Here is a 17,027-nt window from a genome sequence, read left to right on the forward strand (position 1 = left end):
GTGACGAGGGGCGGTACGGGACGGATGTCCCGTACCGCCCCTCCCGCGTGCAACCGCGCCTTACCGCACCTCCTGCACGCCTTCGGCGGGCCTGGATCGCCTCAGATTCTCACTTTCCTCCAAGTCCCTACTTGAGACCTAGGACCAGGGCGTCCGAGGGGGAGCGCCACACCGTCCGGGCCTCCGCGAAGCCCGCCTCGCGCAGGGTGCGGGCGTGCCAGGCCTCGTCGGGGGTGTCTCCGTCGGCGTGCTCCCCGTAGATCTCGTAGCGGCGCCGGGTCGGCTCCGCGAGCACCGGATCGGCCGCGGCCAGCGCCCACCAGTCCGCCCAGTCCAGCGCTCCGGCCGCGCGGGCCCGGTTCATGGCGGCGTGCCGCCGGGCGCGCTCGGCGGCGTTGATCCGCGGGGTCGCCGGATCGGGCATGTGGTCGGCGTTCATGAAGACCCCGCCCTCCCGCACCAGTGGCGCGATCTGGCTGTACAGCACGGTGAGCTCCGGGCTGTGCAGCCAGTGCAGGGCGGTGGCGGTCAGGACCGCGTCGTACGAGCGGTGCGGGAGCGCCGACACCCAGGCGGGGTCCTTGAGGTCGGCGGTGACGAGGGTGACCCGGTCGTCCCCCGCGAAGTGGCCGCGGGCGATGGTCAGCAGCGCCGGGTCGAGGTCGACGCCCGTGCTGGTGGCCTCCGGGAACCGCTTGAGGACGCGGTCCGTGATACTTCCCGTACCGCACGCCAGATCCAGCACCCGGGGGGTGGGCCCGACCAGCGCCTCGACCATGTCCAGCATCACCCGGAACCGCTCCTCGCGGTCGGGCATGTACCACTCCTGCTGCCGGTCCCAGCTGTCCTGCCAGGCCTGCCAGTCGGTCGTGGTTTCTGCCATCGCGAACCCCTCCGCCGTAATACCCTCGAAAGTGTCTCAGCCGTTACCGAGACCCTAATCCGCAGCCGTAAGGACTACAAGTGGAACTGGCCCATTACTCGGACTACGCCGTGCGCCTGGTCAACACCGAGGAGCCGGCCCGCAACAAGGACGCGCTCACCTCGGTGGACGCCGTCCGCTCGCTCTTCGGCGCCGGCATCCAGGCCGCCCGCCGGGTCACCGACGCCGACGTGACCCGCTTCCGCAACGTCCGCGGCCGCCTGCGCGCCGTCTTCGAGGCCGCCGACGGCGGGGACGAGGTCCTCGCGGTCGACCTGCTGAACTCCCTGCTGATGGAGTTCCCGGTCAGCCCCCAGGTCTCCGGCCACGACCACGTCGGGGAGGACGGCCGCCCCAACTGGCACATCCACCTCGCCGACCACCCCTCGAACGCCTCCGCCGGCTACGCGGCCATCGCGTCCTTCGGGCTGGCCTTCCACCTCACCGAACACGGCCCCGACCGGCTCGGACTGTGCCAGGCGGCGCCCTGCCGCAACGCCTACCTCGACACCTCCACCAACCGCTCCCGGCGCTACTGCTCCGACCGCTGCGCCACCCGCGCCAACGTCGCCGCCTACCGCGCCCGCAAGCGGCTGGAGGCCGAGGCGTCCGCCCACAGCGGGCGCAGCGCCGAGGCGGCCCAGGACAGCCGCGCCCTCAGCGAGCTCTGACCGGCCGGGCGCGGCCTGAAGCGCAGCACGGCCGTCGCGAGCACCAGCTCCTCGGGCACCGTCCCGTAGTCGGTGCTGTCGCCGGTCTCGTTGTACGGGTTGTCCCCGAGCACCCACCAGCCGCCCGGCCGCCGCTCCACCGCCCGCTTGACCACCAGCAGGTCCTGCTGGAAGGGGTGGCGCAGCACCACCACGTCACCCGGGCGGACCGGCGCCCCGTACCGGACCACCAGCCGGTCCCCGTGCAGCAGCGTCGGCACCATCGACGGCCCAGCCACCTCCAGCACCTCGAACCGCACCCGCGCCCGCCCGTTCTCCGCCATGCGTGACCTCCTCACCAGCCCCGGCCTGTCGTGTGCATGCTGCCGCACGCTCCCGTACGTTCGCTCACCGGTTCCGCCGGGCCCCTGGACTTTTGTCCTAAGCCCCTGGGGGCGCCCGCGAAATCCGGTTCCCCAGCGAGTAATCTCCCCCTTGAGAAGACGATCACGAGGAGGACACTCCATGCTTTCCCGCCTCTTCGCCCCCAAGGCGAAGGTCTCCGCCCACTGCGATCTTCCGTGCGGCGTGTACGACCCTGCCCAGGCCCGCATCGAGGCCGAGTCCGTCAAGGCCGTCCAGGAGAAGTACCAGGCCAACGAGGACGCCGACTTCCGCGCCCGCGCCATCACCATCAAGGAGCAGCGCGCCGAGCTGGCGAAGCACCACGTCTCGGTGCTCTGGAGCGACTACTTCAAGCCGCCGCACTTCGAGAAGTACCCGCAGCTGCACACCCTGGTCAACGACACCCTGAAGGCCCTCTCGGCCGCCAAGGCGTCCAACGACCCGGCGACCGGCCAGAAGGCCCTCGACCTCATCGCCGAGATCGACCGCATCTTCTGGGAGACCAAGGCCGCCTGATCCTGGCCTGCTCCCCACGACGAAGGGGCCCACCGCCGTGGCGGTCGGGCCCCTTCGTCGTCAGCCGTCCCCCTGGGAAACGGCTGGTCTCACTCGTCCTCGTCGTCCTCGTCGTCCAGCCGGGCCAGCCACGTGGCCAGGCGTTCCACCGGAACCTCGAAGTCCGGGTTCAGGTCGACGAAGGTGCGCAGCTGCTCGGCGAGCCACTCGAAGGTGACCTCCTCCTCGCCGCGCCGCTTCTCCAGCTCCTCGATGCCGCGATCGGTGAAGTACAAGTCGGGCTCCGTGCCGTGATGAAGGTGTGCAGGGGGTGTTTCCCGCCAGGATAATCCGCATAACCGGCGAGACCTCCCCCCTCCCCGCCCCCGGCGCTAGCCTTGACTGCCACACACCTGAGGGGGCAGGGGATGCAGGACGGGCGCACGACCGGCACCGCGCGCGCCTACGAGCTCCTCGAACCCCTCGTCCAGGCGGCGACCGTACGCGTCCATGCGGCGCCGGGCGGGTATGCACCTTCTGGGACCGGCCCCACCTGGGGGAGCGGCTTCTTCATCGCCCCCGGCTGGGTCCTGACGTGCGCGCACGTCGTCGGCGAAGGGGGTGCTGCGGTGCGTCTGGTGGGACGTGAGCTCGGCATCACCTTCTCCTCCGGCGGCGGCGCCACCGGAACCGTCACCGGCCGCGTCGAGTGCGTCCTGCCCGAGCGGCTGGAGGAGCGCCGGCCCGCCCGGCGCGCCCTGTGGGACCTGCCCGACCTGGCGCTGGTCCGCGTCCTCGCGCCGATCTCGCACGCCTGCGTCCGGCTGACCGACCGGGCCCGGCCGCGCCTCGACGAGGTCGCGTACTTCGGCTGCACCGAGGACCTCGGCGCCCCCGAGATCACCGGCCGCACCACCCGGCTGCGCGGCACCGCCGCGAACGGCGCCGCGCTGCGCCTCGGCGACGACGATGAGATCGAACCGGGCATGTCCGGCGGCCCCGTGGTCGACCTGGCCCGCGGCGAGGTCGTCGGCGTGGTCAAGGCACGGCGGCACAGCGGGGGCGGCGGGCTCGCCGTCTCGGTGATCCAGTTACGGACCCTGCCGCTCGCCGCCACCGGCCAGATCGGGCTGTACCGCCGGGTCATCCAGGCCCACGACCTGTACCACTACGACCAGCACCTGAGCGATCTGGGCAGCCGCCGCACCTGGACCGACGTCCACGACGAGCTGCCCGCCGAGGACGACCCGTACGAAGGGCGCCGGCGGCTCACCCCCGCCGAGCGCACCACCCTGTGCGGGCTGCTCGCCGAACTCCCGCCGCCCCGCTCCTCCGAGGCCGTACGGGCCCTGGTCGAGGCGGCCCGCGGGGAGGAGCCGGACCCGGTCCTGCCCGCTCCGCTGAGCTGGCGCGACGGGCTCGGGATGCTGCTCGACCCGCCCGGCGCGGCCGGGGAGGCCGCCGCGATGCTCCGGTACGCGACCGACGTGAGCGTGGCCGACCACCGCGAGCCGCCGTCCCCCGGCGCCGACGAGGAGCTGTGGGACTGGGTCCGGGCCACGGCCGAACGGCTGTGGAGGCCCCTGCGCCGCGAGCTCGCCGAGCGGCACGAACGGGGCCTGGTCGAACGGGAGCGGCGCCGCCGCGCCCGGGCCGGCCGGCCCCCGGCAGCCCAGGGCCGGCCGGCCGGGGAGCCGCGGCCGGGGCCCTCGGTCCTGCTGGAGGCCTGGGCCCACGGCTGGGAGAACGTGTACGACTGGCGGGTCTCGGTGCTCGCCGGACCCGCCCACCCGGGGCGGCTCACCCCCGTCGACTCGGGCGAACGCGTCACCGCGGCCGGACTGCCCGAGGCCCTGCGGGCCCCGCTCGCCGAGGCGTTCCGCCGCTGCGACACCCACGACGCCGCCGCCGTGCTCGAAGTGGCCGTCGCCCCCGAGCTGTTCGGGCTGCCCGTCGACACCTGGACCGTGACGGGCCGCGCCCCGCTGGGCGTACAGCGGCCCGTGGTGCTGCGCCACCCTGCCGGGAGCGGCGAACCCCCGCCCGGCAGCGAGGCCGCCCACCGCAGGGCCGACCGCTGGGCGCGCGTCCAGGCCGGCCCGCCGCTGGACGAGCGGGCCGACTGCGCGCGGGGCCGCCCCAGGATCCCCGACCCGGCCTGGCTCGACGCACTGCCCGACAACACCGTGCCCGTGCACTGCCGGGCCGCCGACCAGGAGCCCACCCTCGGCTCCCTGCAGGCGGTCCACGACGCCGGGTACGGGGTCGCCGTCGGGCGGCGGCCCCCGGCCGATCCGGCCGCGCCGTGCGCGCCGTTCCACCGCGGGCTGCGCGAGGAGCTGACCGAGGCGGGACACGGCGACCGGCTGCCGGAGCGGCTCCAGGCGTTGCGGGCACGCGCCCACGGGGCCGACCCGGACGCCTACTGGGCCGACGGGATGACCCTGGTCTGGGAGGACCCGGCCCGCGCCCTGCCCGAGGACGAGCCGCTGCACGGTGACCTGTGACCGGAGGGAGGGAGCAGCAGTGAACGAGGAATGGCTCATATACCGGGGGGTGGGCGAACCCCACGACGGGATCGACGCACTGCCCGATCCACCGCCCTGGCGGGACTTCGACGGCGGACCCGTCGTCGAGCCCGGCGACCAGGCCGCGACCGCCGACGGGAACGTCACCCGGCGCCTCGGCGCGCACCGGCAGGCCGCCGAACTGCACCGCCCCGAACCGGAGGAGCTGGAGGCCATCAACGCCGCGCTGTACCTGCGCCGGCCCCTGCTGGTCACCGGGTACCCGGGCACCGGGAAGTCGACCCTCGCGCACGCCGTCGCCCACGAGCTGAAACTCGGCCGGGTGCTGCGCTGGCCCGTGGTGTCCCGGACGGTCCTCCAGGAAGGGCTGTACCGGTACGACGCCATCGCCCGCCTCCAGGACGTGCAGATCGCCGCCGGCGGCGGCGCACCCGGCGGCGCCCCGGGCATCGGCAAGTACATCCGCCTCGGCCCGCTCGGCACCGCCCTGCTGCCCACCGAACGGCCCCGCGTCCTGCTCGTCGACGAGCTCGACAAGAGCGACATCGACCTGCCCAACGACCTCCTGAACGTGCTGGAGGAAGGCGAGTACGCGCTGCCCGAACTGGAACGGGTCGCCGACACCGAACCCGAGGTGCAGGTGCTCACCGACGACGGGACGAAGGTCACCGTCCGCGGCGGCCGGGTGCGCTGCCGGGCCTTCCCCTTCATCATCCTGACCAGCAACGGCGAACGGGACTTCCCCGCCGCCCTGCTGCGCCGCTGCATCCAGCTCAAACTCGGCCAGCCCGGCGAGAAACGGCTCGCCACCATGGTCCGCGCCCACCTCGGCGAGGAGGCCGCCCAGCTCGGCGCCGACCTCATCCGCGAGTTCCTCGGCCGCTCCCAGTCCGAACTCGTCGCCGCCGACCAGCTGCTGAACGCCATCTACCTCACCCACTACGCCGCCCCGCCCACCCGGGAGGACCTCGCCGACCTGCTCATCCAGCGCCTCGACCGTCCGAGGTGAGCGGCCGTGACCCCCGACCGGCCACCGGTCCCCCCGGCCCTGCGCGACCTGGCCGCGCTGCTGCGCACCGCGGGGCTCGACCCCTCCGCCGAGGAACTCGCCGACGCCCTGTGGCTGGCCGGGCACATCGGCCCTCCCGCGGCCGACGGCCCCCCGCGGGAGGAGGCCCGGGTCAGGCGCCCGCGCACCGAGGGCCCGCCGCCGCCCGGACAGGAGCCCGTACGGCCCGGCGCACAGCCCGAGGACCCCGTCCGGCTGTACGCGTCCCGGGCCCGGGGGACCGTCGCGGAGGAGGCCGCCCTGCTGCCCGACGGGGGAGGAGTGCCCGTACGGGTGCCGGGGGCCGCGGCCCTGCCCCGGATACTCGACATCCAGCGGGCCCTGCGCGCCCTCCAGCGGCACCGGCCGCCCGGCCCGCCCACCCGGCTGGTGCTCGACGAGCCCGCCACGGCCGAGGCCAGCGCCCGGGCCCTCGGCCTGGTCATCCCCGTGCTGCGGCCGGAGAGCCGGCGCGAGGCGACCGTGCGGCTGGTGATGGACGCGTCCCCGTCGATGGCCGTCTGGCAGGAGATGTTCGAGGAACTGCGGGCCGTGTGCGAGCGCCTCGGCGCCTTCCGGGACGTACAGGTGCACTACCTGCACCGGCTCGCCGACGGCCGGGCGGCCCTCGGACGCGGGCCCGGCGCCGGCACCCGGCTGCGCTCCGGGGACCAGCTGCGCGACCCCACCGGCCGGGCACTGACCATGGTCGTCTCCGACTGCGCCGGCCCCCTGTGGCGTGAGGGCGAGGCACAGCGGCTGCTGTACCGGTGGGCCGAGTGCACCCCCTGCGTGGTCGTGCAGCCGCTGCCGCAGCGGCTGTGGAACAGGAGCTGGCTGCCGACCGAGCGCGGCACCCTCGCCCGCGTCGAAGGCGGCTCGGGCCGGCTGACGTTCCGCCCCGACCGGCCGGCCCGCCCCGGGCGGCCCACCGGCGGGCTGACCGTGCCCGTGCTGCCGCCCCGCGCGACCGCCCTCGGCGCCTGGGCCCGCCTCGTCGCAGGACTCGGCACCGGACCCGTACCCGCCGAGGTGGGCCGGGTGCTCGCCGACCACCCCGCCGCCCCCGTACCGCCGCCGCGGGCCGCCCGGCCGCCGCAGGAACTGGTGCGCCGCTTCCGCTCCTCGGCCTCGCCGCGCGCCGTGCAGCTCGCCGTGTACCTGTCGGCGGCGCCCCTGACCCTGCCGGTGATGCGCCTGGTCCAGCGCACGATGCTGCCCGACTCGGAGCCCTCGGACCTGGCCGAGGTCCTGCTCAGCGGGCTGCTGCGGCGCGGCAGCTCACCCGGGCAGTGGTACGAGTTCGTGCCCGGCGTCCAGGACGTGCTGCTCGGACCGCTCGGGCGGGACGAGGCCGCCCTCGTCCTCAAGCACTGCTCGGAATACGTCCTCGCGCACTTCGGCCGCGGCGTGCGCAACTTCCCCGCCCTCGCCGTCTCGCAGCTCACCGGCGCGCCCCTCGTCGAGGAGGGCGGGGACGAACGGGTCTCCGCCGGGCGTCTCCCGCAGGCCTTCGCCGAGGTCTCCGCGAGAGTCGTACGGCGCTACCTGCCCGGCCCCGACGAGGAGGAACGCGCCGCGGCCGTCCCCGACGCACCGCCCGGCCGGGCCTGGGCGGTGCGCACCGCCCGCGAACGGCTCGCCGCACCCGACCCGGACGCCGGCGGGCGCGGGCTGTACGAGGCCGCCGCCGTACTGCGCCGGGCGGTCGCGGCCCCCGCCACCGCCGACGACCCGCCGGGCGAGGCGGAGTGCGAACTCGCCGCCGTACTGCTGCGGCTGTGGGCCCGCCGCCGGGACCCCGACCTGCTGACCGAGGCCCAGCGGGCGGTGACCGGGCTCCCGACCGCGCAGGCCCGGGCCGTCCTCGGCCGGGTGCTGTATGAACGGGCCCTGGAGACCGTGCCCGACGCGGAGCTGCTGGCCGCGGCGGAACGGGAGTTCGCGGCGGCGGCCGCCGCCCCCGGCCTGGACCCGCAGCTACGGCTGGACTGCGTGGTGCGGCGGGCCCAGACCCTGGTCCGGCTGGGGGAGCTGCGCGAGGACACCGGGGCGCTGCGCGAGGCGCGGGCCGCCCTGGAGGCCCTGGCCGGGCCGGCCCCCGTAGCGCTGGTGCAGGCGGCCCTGGGCCGGGTGCTGCTGGCCCTGCTGAGCCGGACCACCGACCCGGCGGAGCGCACCGCCCTGGCCGAACAGGCCGCCGACCGCCTCGCCGCGGGGCTCGCCGCCGGGCCCGACGCACGGATCCGGGTGGAGCTGGCGACGGCCCTGCGCCATCTGCCCGGGCGGCTGGAGGAGGCCGCCGAACAGCTGGGCCTGGCCCTCGCCGAGGCCCCCGCCGACCCGGAACTGCGCCTGGCCGGGCTGGTCTGCCTGGCCCGGGTGCACCGCGCCCGCCACGCCCGGGACGCGGACCCGGCGGCCCTGGAGGACGCGGCCGACGCCTACGGCCGGGCCCGCAGGCTGATCCCCCGGGACGCGGAGGCGTACGGGGAGCTGCTGCCCGAGTGGGGCGAGGTCCTGCTGGACCGGGCGCGGGCCTCCGACGGGCGGCGCTTCACCTCGGCCGCCGTACGGGTGCTGCGCGACAGCCGGGCGGCGGTGCCGCAGTCCGACCCCAGGTCGGCGCAGCGGCTGCTGAGGCTCGCGGCGGGGCTGCGGCTGCGGCACGCGTACGAGGGCGACCTGGTGGACCTGAGGGAGGCGGAGTACCTGCTGGAACTGGCCGTCCGGCAGAGCCGCGACCCGCTGGAGCAGGCGCGGGCTTGGCGGGAGCACGGTGACGTCCAGCAGGAGATCCACTCCCACACCCGGGGACTGGACCGGCTCGACCGGGCGGCCGACTCCTACCGGCGGGCCTGGCGCCAGGCGCTGGCCGTCGACCGGGAGGAGCGCGAGGAGGTGGCCGTGGAACTGGCCGCCCGGGTCCAGGAGCTGCGGGGGGAGGTGCTGGAGCGGCTCGCGCGGCCACGGGCGGCCCTGGACGCCTACCGCTCCGCGGTGGAGCTCCTGGGGCGGCTCGGGCCGGCCGCAGCCGACCGGCGGGAGGCGGTGCAGGTGCGCGTACGCCTGCTGGAGGCGGCGTTGTGACGTCCCCGGGGCTTGGAGGGCCGAGGCAGTGGGAAAGGGCAGTGGACCATTGAACGCGCAGACTCGACAGGGGGACGGGCAGCCCATGGTGACGCGGCAGCAGGAACCGGTCACGGCGGAAACAGCCTGCTCCGGACCCTTACCGGACCTGTCCGGCTTCGATCTGGCCGCACTGCGCTCCATCGACCATCCCGTGCTCGCCCGGGTGATCGAGGGCATGGTGGAGCGGGTCACCCATCCCGCCGAAATCCTCAACGCCTTCGATTCCGGGGTTTCGTGACACAGCGCGTTCCCGACACCACGCACCGCACGCAGAGTTGTCCGTTTTCCGCCGTTAGCCCGGGCTGTCCGCGGGCAGGGATGGACCGTCCGCCGGGGGGAGGGAGGTGCAGTCCATGAGGCAGACCCGTACGGGCGGCGCCGCGCTGCCCGCCCACCGCACGCACGCTCCCTGGCCCCACACCCTGCTCGACGTGGCCGCCGCCCGCGCCCAGGGCCACCGGCCGTACCCCATACGGCAGTTCGTGCTCAAGACCCGCAGCCGCTGCAATCTCGCCTGCACCTACTGCTACGTCTACGAGATGGCCGACCAGGGCTGGCGCGGCCAGCCCGCCGCCATGGCCCCCGCCACCGTCGCCCGCACCGCCGAGCGGATCGCCGAACACGCCGCCGCCCACGCACTGACGCGCGTCGACCTCGTGCTGCACGGCGGCGAACCGCTGCTCACCGCACCCGACCGGCTCGCCGTCCCCGTCGACGCCGTACGGGCCGCGCTCGGCCGGACCTCCCCGCGCACCCGCGTCACCGCCACCGTCCAGACCAACGGCACCCTCCTCACCCGCGGCCGGCTCGCGGCGCTCGCCGCCGCCGGGATCCGCGTCGGCGTCAGCCTGGACGGCGGGCTGCCCGCGCACAACACCCGGCGCGTGGACCACGCCGGACGGCCCGGCTTCCCCGCCGCCGCCCGCGGCCTGCGGCTGCTCGCCCGCCATCCCGCCGGCTACGCCGGGGTGCTGTGCGTCATCGACCTCGACCAGGACCCGGTGGAGACCTACGAGTCCCTCCTCGCCTTCGCCCCGCCCGCCATCGGGCTGCTGCTGCCCCTCGCCAATTGGAGCACCCCGCCGCCCGGACACCAGCCGCCCCGGACCCCGTACGCCGACTGGCTCCTCGCCGTCTTCGAACGGTGGTGGCAGGACGGGGTCCTGCGCACCCGGATCCGGATCTTCGAGGAGATCATCGCCCTGCTGCTGGGCCTGCCCGCCGCCACCGAGACCCTCGGCCTCGCCCCGGCCGCCACCGCCGTCATCGAGACCGACGGCAGCCTGGAACAGGCCGACTCCCTGAAATCCGCCTACGAGGGCGCCGCCGCCACCGGGATGGACGTGCACCACCACAGCTTCGACCAGTTCCTCGACCACCCCGGGCTCGCCGCCCGGCAGCTCGGCCTCGACGCCCTGGCCGACGGCTGCCGCTCCTGCGAGCTCGTCGCGGTCTGCGGCGGCGGCCACTACCCGCACCGCTACCGCGCCGGCGAAGGCTTCCGGCAGCCGTCCGTGTACTGCGCCGACCTCCAGGTCCTCATCCGGCACATCGCCGCCGCCCTGCACCGGGCCGCGGTCCCCGCGGCCCCCCGGGCGGCCGCCTCATGACCGGGACGGCCGCCACCCTGACCGGATTCGCCGTCAGCGCGGCCACCCTGCGCGCCCTCGCCTCCACCGAACCCTCCGCCGAGGGCACCCGTCTGATCCGCGCCGTCCGCCGCTCCAAGCGCCTCCTCCTGCTGCGCGCCGTACTCGACGCCGTTCCCGGCGGCCGGGCGGCGGAGGCAGCCGACCACTGGGCCCTGCTGGAGGAGGCCGAACGGCACGACCCCGGCGCCGTCCACGACGTCCTGCACTACCCGGCCACCGGCGTGTGGGCCGAGGAGACCCTGCGCAGGCTGCACGACCCCGGCGGACCGCCGCCCGACCTCGGCCACCTCGGGGCCCTCGCCGTCGCCGCGGCCCTGCGCGCCGGCATCACCTTCAAGACCGCACTGCGGCCCACCGGCGGCCGCCTCGCCCTGCCCACGCTCGGCCTGCTGCGGCCCGCCCGCCCGGGCCCGCTCGCCCTCACCGAGCGCTCCTGGGACCCCGAGGACCCTGCGGCCCTCACCCTGCACACCCTGCCCGGGGGGCGCACCGCCCTCGACGACCTCGACCCGTACCGGGCCACCGGCCCCGCCCACCCGGCCAGCGCCCGCCCCGCCCGCCGGCTCACCCCCAAGGGCCACAAGCGCTGGGACACCCAGTGGTCCGGCGCGCTCACCCTGCTCCAGCGCTACGACACCGCCCGCGCCGGGGAGGCCGGCCTGCTGCTGCGCTCCGTCGTGCCCCTCGGCGGCGGCTCCCGCTCCAGCGGCGCCACCCTGCCCGCGGCCGCCGGGGCCGTCCTCGCCCGCGCCCAGGCCCCGCCGGCGCTGGCCGCCACCCTCGTCCACGAGGTGCAGCACGGCAAACTGACCGCCCTCGCCGACATCCTGCCGCTGCACACCGCCGACCGGACACCCCTGCACTGGGCCCCCTGGCGCAGCGACCCCCGCCCGCTGGAGGGACTGCTGCACGGCGCGTACGCCCACCTGGCCCTGGCCGGATACTGGCAGCGCGCCGCCCTCTACGGGGCCCGCGGCGCCTGGGCCCAGCACGCCCGGATCCGGGCCCAGGTGGCCGCCGTGCTCCCGGTCCTGCACGACCACCCCCGACTGACCGCGGCCGGACGCCAGTTCACCGCCGCGATGACCGCCGCCGAGCAGGCCATGGACGAACTGCCGCCCCCCGGCGACCAGCACGCCACCGCCCGCCGGGCCGTCGAGCGCGAACGGCGCGCCTGGTGCGAGGAACACCCCGAACTCGCCCCGTTCGCACAGGGCTGACGGACCGTCCGCTGCGGTACCTTTTCAACCCCGTCCACTGCCCGGATCCAGGGAGACGGCCGCATGACCACCGGTAGTCGGCAGGACCGAGACCGAGACGGAGCCGCGCAGCCGCAGCGCTTCGTCATCAGCTTCGCGGGCTTCAACCGCCCCTGGGCCGTGTGGATCGCCCACCGCCTGGAGGAACACGGCCACCGCGTCGCCCTCCAGCGCTGGGACCCGCAGAACAGCCCCGGCATCGCCCAGGCCCTCGACGACCTCGCCCGCAGCGGCAGCCGCGTCCTGCTCATCCTCAGCGAACGCTACTTCTCCGCGGGCACCCACACCGACGAGGAGTGGAACACGGCCCTGCGGACCGTCACCGACGACCACCCCGACCGGTTCGCGGCGGTCTGCCTGACTGACGCCCCGCTGCCCAGCGCCGTCGCCGTACTGGAGAAGACCGACCTGTGGGGCCTGGACGCGTACGAGGCCGAATACCGCGTGCTGCGCAGGCTGGAGCTGCCGACCGACCGGATCGGCGCCGAGACCGGCCGCCGCGGCCCCCGCTTCCCCAACGACCCGCCCGAGATCTGGGGCCGGGTACCCCGCCGCAACCCCCGCTTCACCGGCCGCAACGACGTCATCGGCCGGCTGCGGGCCGCCCTGACCGAAGCACCGCCCGGCGCGGCCACCGTGACCCTGCTCGGCCTGTCCGGGGTGGGCAAGACGCAGGTCGCCACCGAGTACGCCTACCGCTTCGCCTCCGAGTACGACGTGGTGTGGTGGGTGCCCGCCGAGGACCGGCCGACCCTGCGCGAGCGGCTCGCCGATCTGGCCCCCGCCCTCGGTCTGCCCCGCGGCTCGGGCAGCTACGGCGAGCAGATCCGGGCCGTCCTGGAGGCGCTGCGGCGCGGCTCCCCGTACCACCGCTGGCTGGTGGTCTTCGACGGCTGCGACAACCCCGACGACCTCACCGACCTGCTGCCCCAGGGCGCCGGCGACGTCATCATCACCTCCCGCAACCGCGAATGGGCCTCCCGGCACACCAGCCTCGTCGAAGTCCCGCTCTACGCCCGACCCGAGTCGATCACCTTCATCCGCCGCCGGGCCATCCGGCTCACCGGCGAGGAGGCCGACCAGCTCGCCGAGGCCCTGGAGGACTACCCCCTCGCCCTCGACCAGACCGCCGGCTGGCTCGCCGATTCCCCGCTGACCGTCGGCGACTACCTGCGCCTGCTTCGCAGCCGGCTGGACTCGCGGGAAGCCGTCACCGTCTCCGACGACTACCCGCTGCCCTTCCCGACCGCGCTGGCGATACTCCTCAACAACGTGCGGGAGAACTTCCCCGACGCCCTCGCCCTGCTGCGCCTGTTCGTGTTCTTCGCGCCCGGACCGGTGCCCCTGCGGCTGCTGCGCGAGTTCCCCGCCGCCGACGTGCCCGAACAGCTCGCCGGGCTGATCAACGACCAGATCCGGTGGAACGCGGCCCTCAACAAACTCGTCCAGTTCTCGGTGGTCCGCCTCGAATACTCCGACCTGTCCGTGGAGGAGGGCGGCGGGCTGGAGACCGTACAGCTGCACCGCATGGTCCACGGCATCGTCCGCGAGGACCTCTCCGCGGACGAGGCCGAACCGCTCTCCCGCGCCGTGCGCCAGGTCCTCGCCGCCGCAGACCCCGGCCGGCCCTCCGACTCCCGGCTCTGGCCGAGGTACGCCGAACTCATCCCCCACCTGGAGAGCTCCGGCGTCCTGACCAGCACCAATCCGCGCATCCAGAACTTCCTGCTGCACTGCCTGCGCTACCTGATCCTCGCCGGGGAGTACCGCACCTGCCTGCGGCTCGCCGAACTGACCGACGCCGTCTGGCGCACGATGCTCGGCGACGACCACGACCAGGTGCGCGAGCTCAGCTACCACTACGGCGGCGCCCTGCGCATGCTCGGGCACTTCAAACGCGCCGAGACGCTCGCCAAGGCGGTCGCCGACCGCATGCTCGCCGAACGCGGCGACCGCGACCTGGAGACCCTGCGCGCCACCAGCACCTACGCCGGGGTCCTGCTGAGCACGGCCAAGTTCGACCAGGCCCGGGAACTCCTGGAACACGCCTTCGCCCGCTACCGCGAGCTGCTCGGCGAGGACGACTCCACCACCCTCAACGCCGAGAACAACGTCGCGGTCGCCCTGCGGCTGCTCGGCCGCTACCAGGAGGCCTACGACACCGACCTCGACACCCTGCGCCGGCGCGAACGGGTCCTGCGCGTGCGGCACATCGCCACCCTGTCCTCCGGGATCGGCTGCGCGATGGGCCTGCGGCTGATGGGCCGCTACCGCGAGGCCCTCGCCCGCCAGGAACAGGGCCTCAAGCTCAACTCCCAGGTGCTGGGCGCCAACCACCCGCAGACCCTGCGCGCCGAGCACAACCTCGGGATGTGCCTGCGCCGCTCCGGGGACATCCCCGGCGCCGGGGCCCGGCTGCGCAGCGTCCTGGAGCGCTCGACGCGGGTGTTCGGGGCGACGTTCCCGTGGACGCTCATGGTGGCCTCCGACTACGCCACCTACCTGCGGGAGTACGGGGACATCGGCGAGGCCCGCCGGATCTCCGAGGAGGTCGTACGCGGTTACCAGACGCAGCTCGGCCTCGCCCACCCGTACAGCATCGGCACCGTCGGCAACCTCGGGCTGGTGCTGCGCGCGCAGGGCGAACGGGCGGAGGCCCTCAGCCTCGCGGAGCAGGCGCTGGTGGGCATGCGGGGCGCGGTGGGCGAACGCCACCCGTGGACCCTGGGCTGCGCCCTCAACGCCACCGGCCACCGCAACATCACCGGCCACTTCGAGGACGCGGTGTCCCTGAGCCGCGAAACCCTCCGCGGCTGCGAGCAGGTCCTCGGCCCCGACCACCCGATGACGCTGAGCGCCCAGATCGCCCTGGCCGCCGACCTCCGGTCGGTCCGCGAGGACGTGGAGGCACAGAAACACGAGGACGCGGGCCTGCGCGCCCTGACCCGCACCCTGGGCCCCCAGCACGTCCACACCGTCTCGGCCCGCCAGCAGATGCGCCCGTACTGGGACTTCGAACCACAGCCGTAGAAGGCACGGCGGGCCGCCGGTCAATTTCGCGGCCGGGCCACGACCTCGCGGACCGACACCCGGTCGGCGTTCACCCGCAGGCTGGTACGTCCGGCCTCCAGCCCAGGGCCACGCACCCGCGGCCCCGGGCACTGAACGCGATGCAGCCGACCGGGTCACCGTCCTGGGCGGCCTGCAGCGCGGCGGCCGCGTCGGTCAGCCGAAGCTGCACCTGGACGTCCTGATCCGGCCGAGCGGGGCTCCGACGCGGTGTTCGGCGGCATGTACCGCTACATGCGGGCGCTCACCTACCTCCGGGACGGCGAGTACCGCCCCGGGAAGCGCCTGGTGGTTCTCGGACTGCGCACCCTGGCGCAGGCGGACCCGTCCCGGGAACGCGAGGTCGTCACCGGGCAGCTGCACCTCGGCGCCGCGGTAATGGCGGGCCGCTCGAAGGACGGAGGCCGAGCCGAAGGCCACCTCGCCGAGGCGGAGCGGATCGCGGCCGGCGGGAACTGGTTGACCCGTTCGCCCGTCATGTAGACGGGGGTTGGGGGATCCGGCTTCCTGTGTGCTCTTCACCACCGAGGCCCGAGGAGATCCATGGTCGACACCGTCAACTCACTGGCTGCCCGTGTCCACGAACTGCTGGTGGAGGTCATGACCCATGGGCCCGGCACAGGGGGCACCGCAGGCTTGCACGACGTCGTCGTGCGCGCCGCGGCGCTCGGGCCCGACGGTGCCTGGCTCGTCGCCGCGGGGCAGGCGAACCTCGGCGTCCTGGCCGTCCTGCGCGGAGAGGCGGACCAGGCGATCTTCCACTTCGACGCCGCGGTGGCGGCCGGATACAACGACTGCGTGGCGCTCCACGGCGGCCCCATACGTCCGCTGCACGGCGATCCCCGTTTCCAGGCCCTGTACCAGCGGATGCGCATCACCCAGGCCGACCTCGACGAGTTCCTCTGGCTGCACCGGGAGATGCAGCTCATGCTGCAGGACGCCCAGACCGCGGCTGTCGACAACATCGGCCGTCTCGACACCGGAGTGTCGCCGCTCCCGCAGGCCCCCATGCCGACCCGGGAACCGGACACCCCCGGCGTCCTGACCGCCCGCATCGACCTCGCCGCGGTGCAAACCGCGCTCCAACGGGCCGCCCTGAAAGCGGAGTTCCAGCGCAGCTCCGGCAATACCAGCCTCAGTCTCATCGACGACTCGTGGGACTACGACCGTGCCAGGCGCGACGCCTGGCACGCCGACGGGCTGGACTCCCAGCGCCAGCGGGCCGCCGAGGCCCGGGCTTTCGTCGAGCGGCCCGGCGCCGGCAGCGCGCTCGCCCCCTGCCCGCCGCTGGGCTCGATCACCTACCCGGCCTGAGGGGAGCGCACCCCGCACGGCGGTGGCGGGCGCTCAGGCCCGGGTCAGGCAGCCTTCTTCGAGACCGCCCAGAACGAAGCCGTTCTCGAAGCGCACCCTGTACGTGATCTGGGCGCCCGCCCCGGCGGAGAGTCCTCCCTGCCGGATGATCTGCTGACGGAGGTTGTCGATCACGCCGGCCGTGAAGCCGTCGAACTGGACGCCGCCGACGCTGCGTTCGAACTCCGCGAGCCCCTCCTGGGCCAGGCCGCCGCCGGCTTCCGCTGTCGAGCCCATGACGATGCCCGCCAATCCCTCGGCCAGGCACAGCGGACCGGGGAAGCCGGCCCTGGCCGCCGTGCCCTCCGCGGTGAGCTGTACGTCTCTGGTCAGCTTCACCTTCGCGCCGGTCTCGTACGGCATGGGTGTGCCCCCCCCTCGTTCGATCTCGGCCGTGACCATGGCAAGCGTAGTCGGGATGCCGGGAAGGGAACGGGAGTCCGGCAAGATCGCGCCCCGACAGCCGAAGGCCCGGCCAGGTGAACACGGCCTACTTCGCCGTCCCCGTCTTCAT

The 17,027-nt window shown here is 74.8% G+C and carries 15 protein-coding genes and 1 pseudogene; 11 read left to right on the forward strand and 5 right to left on the reverse strand.

Going from position 1 to position 17,027, the window contains the following annotated elements:
- Positions 1-127 precede the first annotated feature (127 nt).
- On the reverse strand, positions 128-883 hold the full coding sequence (locus tag ABZ128_RS20090) for a class I SAM-dependent methyltransferase (RefSeq protein WP_356849929.1): 756 nt from the start codon (positions 881-883) through the stop codon (positions 128-130).
- 80 nt (positions 884-963) lie between these two features.
- Between ABZ128_RS20090 and ABZ128_RS20095 the strand changes: the two genes are divergently transcribed.
- Positions 964-1,593: a CGNR zinc finger domain-containing protein gene (locus tag ABZ128_RS20095; RefSeq protein ID WP_356849931.1), complete on the forward strand. Its 630-nt coding sequence runs from the start codon at positions 964-966 to the stop codon at positions 1,591-1,593.
- Here ABZ128_RS20095 and sodX read toward each other — a convergent pair.
- Complete coding sequence (gene sodX / locus ABZ128_RS20100) at positions 1,497-1,916, reverse strand: nickel-type superoxide dismutase maturation protease (protein ID WP_356849933.1); 420 nt, start codon at positions 1,914-1,916, stop codon at positions 1,497-1,499. The two genes, ABZ128_RS20095 and sodX, sit on opposite strands and share 97 nt — an antisense overlap.
- 181 nt (positions 1,917-2,097) lie before the next feature.
- Between sodX and sodN the strand changes: the two genes are divergently transcribed.
- A complete protein-coding gene (sodN, locus tag ABZ128_RS20105) occupies positions 2,098-2,493 on the forward strand; it encodes a superoxide dismutase, Ni (RefSeq protein WP_048475438.1) in 396 nt (131 codons plus the stop codon).
- An 89-nt stretch (positions 2,494-2,582) separates the two neighbouring features.
- On the opposite strand, the gene ABZ128_RS20110 is transcribed toward sodN, so the two are convergent.
- Positions 2,583-2,768, reverse strand: coding sequence for a DUF6104 family protein (locus ABZ128_RS20110; RefSeq protein WP_010061466.1), 186 nt, complete (start codon positions 2,766-2,768; stop codon positions 2,583-2,585).
- A 132-nt stretch (positions 2,769-2,900) separates the two neighbouring features.
- Between ABZ128_RS20110 and ABZ128_RS20115 the strand changes: the two genes are divergently transcribed.
- From ABZ128_RS20115 to fxsT, 7 genes are all read left to right on the forward strand, one after another.
- Positions 2,901-4,979, forward strand: a complete 2,079-nt coding sequence (locus ABZ128_RS20115) for a trypsin-like peptidase domain-containing protein (RefSeq protein WP_356849934.1) — start codon at positions 2,901-2,903, stop codon at positions 4,977-4,979.
- A gap of 19 nt (positions 4,980-4,998) precedes the next feature.
- Positions 4,999-6,009 (forward strand): MoxR family ATPase, encoded by a 1,011-nt coding sequence (locus ABZ128_RS20120; protein WP_356849936.1) that lies wholly within the window; start codon positions 4,999-5,001, stop codon positions 6,007-6,009.
- Between the two features lie 6 nt (positions 6,010-6,015).
- The gene (locus ABZ128_RS20125; protein ID WP_356849938.1) at positions 6,016-9,138 is read left to right on the forward strand and encodes an SAV_2336 N-terminal domain-related protein; all 3,123 of its coding nucleotides are present in this window, start codon (positions 6,016-6,018) and stop codon (positions 9,136-9,138) included.
- Positions 9,139-9,223: 85 nt separating this feature from the next.
- Positions 9,224-9,418 (forward strand): FxSxx-COOH cyclophane-containing RiPP peptide, encoded by a 195-nt coding sequence (gene fxsA / locus ABZ128_RS20130; protein WP_356849940.1) that lies wholly within the window; start codon positions 9,224-9,226, stop codon positions 9,416-9,418.
- Between the two features lie 115 nt (positions 9,419-9,533).
- On the forward strand, positions 9,534-10,790 hold the full coding sequence (locus tag ABZ128_RS20135; protein ID WP_356849942.1) for an FxsB family cyclophane-forming radical SAM/SPASM peptide maturase: 1,257 nt from the start codon (positions 9,534-9,536) through the stop codon (positions 10,788-10,790).
- Positions 10,787-12,052 (forward strand): HEXXH motif-containing putative peptide modification protein, encoded by a 1,266-nt coding sequence (locus ABZ128_RS20140; protein WP_356849943.1) that lies wholly within the window; start codon positions 10,787-10,789, stop codon positions 12,050-12,052. Before ABZ128_RS20135 ends, ABZ128_RS20140 begins: the two co-directional genes overlap by 4 nt.
- A 63-nt stretch (positions 12,053-12,115) precedes the next feature.
- Positions 12,116-15,121, forward strand: a complete 3,006-nt coding sequence (fxsT, locus tag ABZ128_RS20145; RefSeq protein WP_356849944.1) for an FxSxx-COOH system tetratricopeptide repeat protein — start codon at positions 12,116-12,118, stop codon at positions 15,119-15,121.
- A 70-nt stretch (positions 15,122-15,191) separates the two neighbouring features.
- Here fxsT and ABZ128_RS20150 read toward each other — a convergent pair whose 3' ends face one another.
- Positions 15,192-15,332, reverse strand: a complete 141-nt coding sequence (locus ABZ128_RS20150) for a hypothetical protein (protein WP_356849945.1) — start codon at positions 15,330-15,332, stop codon at positions 15,192-15,194.
- Positions 15,333-15,349: 17 nt separating this feature from the next.
- Here ABZ128_RS20150 and ABZ128_RS20155 point away from each other — a divergent pair.
- A pseudogene (locus ABZ128_RS20155) lies at positions 15,350-15,610 on the forward strand (hypothetical protein); the annotation flags it as partial.
- Positions 15,611-15,703: 93 nt separating this feature from the next.
- Positions 15,704-16,474 (forward strand): hypothetical protein, encoded by a 771-nt coding sequence (locus ABZ128_RS20160; RefSeq protein ID WP_356849947.1) that lies wholly within the window; start codon positions 15,704-15,706, stop codon positions 16,472-16,474.
- Positions 16,475-16,507: 33 nt separating this feature from the next.
- Here ABZ128_RS20160 and ABZ128_RS20165 read toward each other — a convergent pair whose 3' ends face one another.
- A complete protein-coding gene (locus ABZ128_RS20165; RefSeq protein WP_356849948.1) occupies positions 16,508-16,876 on the reverse strand; it encodes a hypothetical protein in 369 nt (122 codons plus the stop codon).
- Positions 16,877-17,027: the final 151 nt, after the last annotated feature.

The sequence above is a fragment of the Streptomyces sp. NPDC006326 genome, from assembly GCF_040612915.1.
GTDB lineage: Bacteria > Actinomycetota > Actinomycetes > Streptomycetales > Streptomycetaceae > Streptomyces.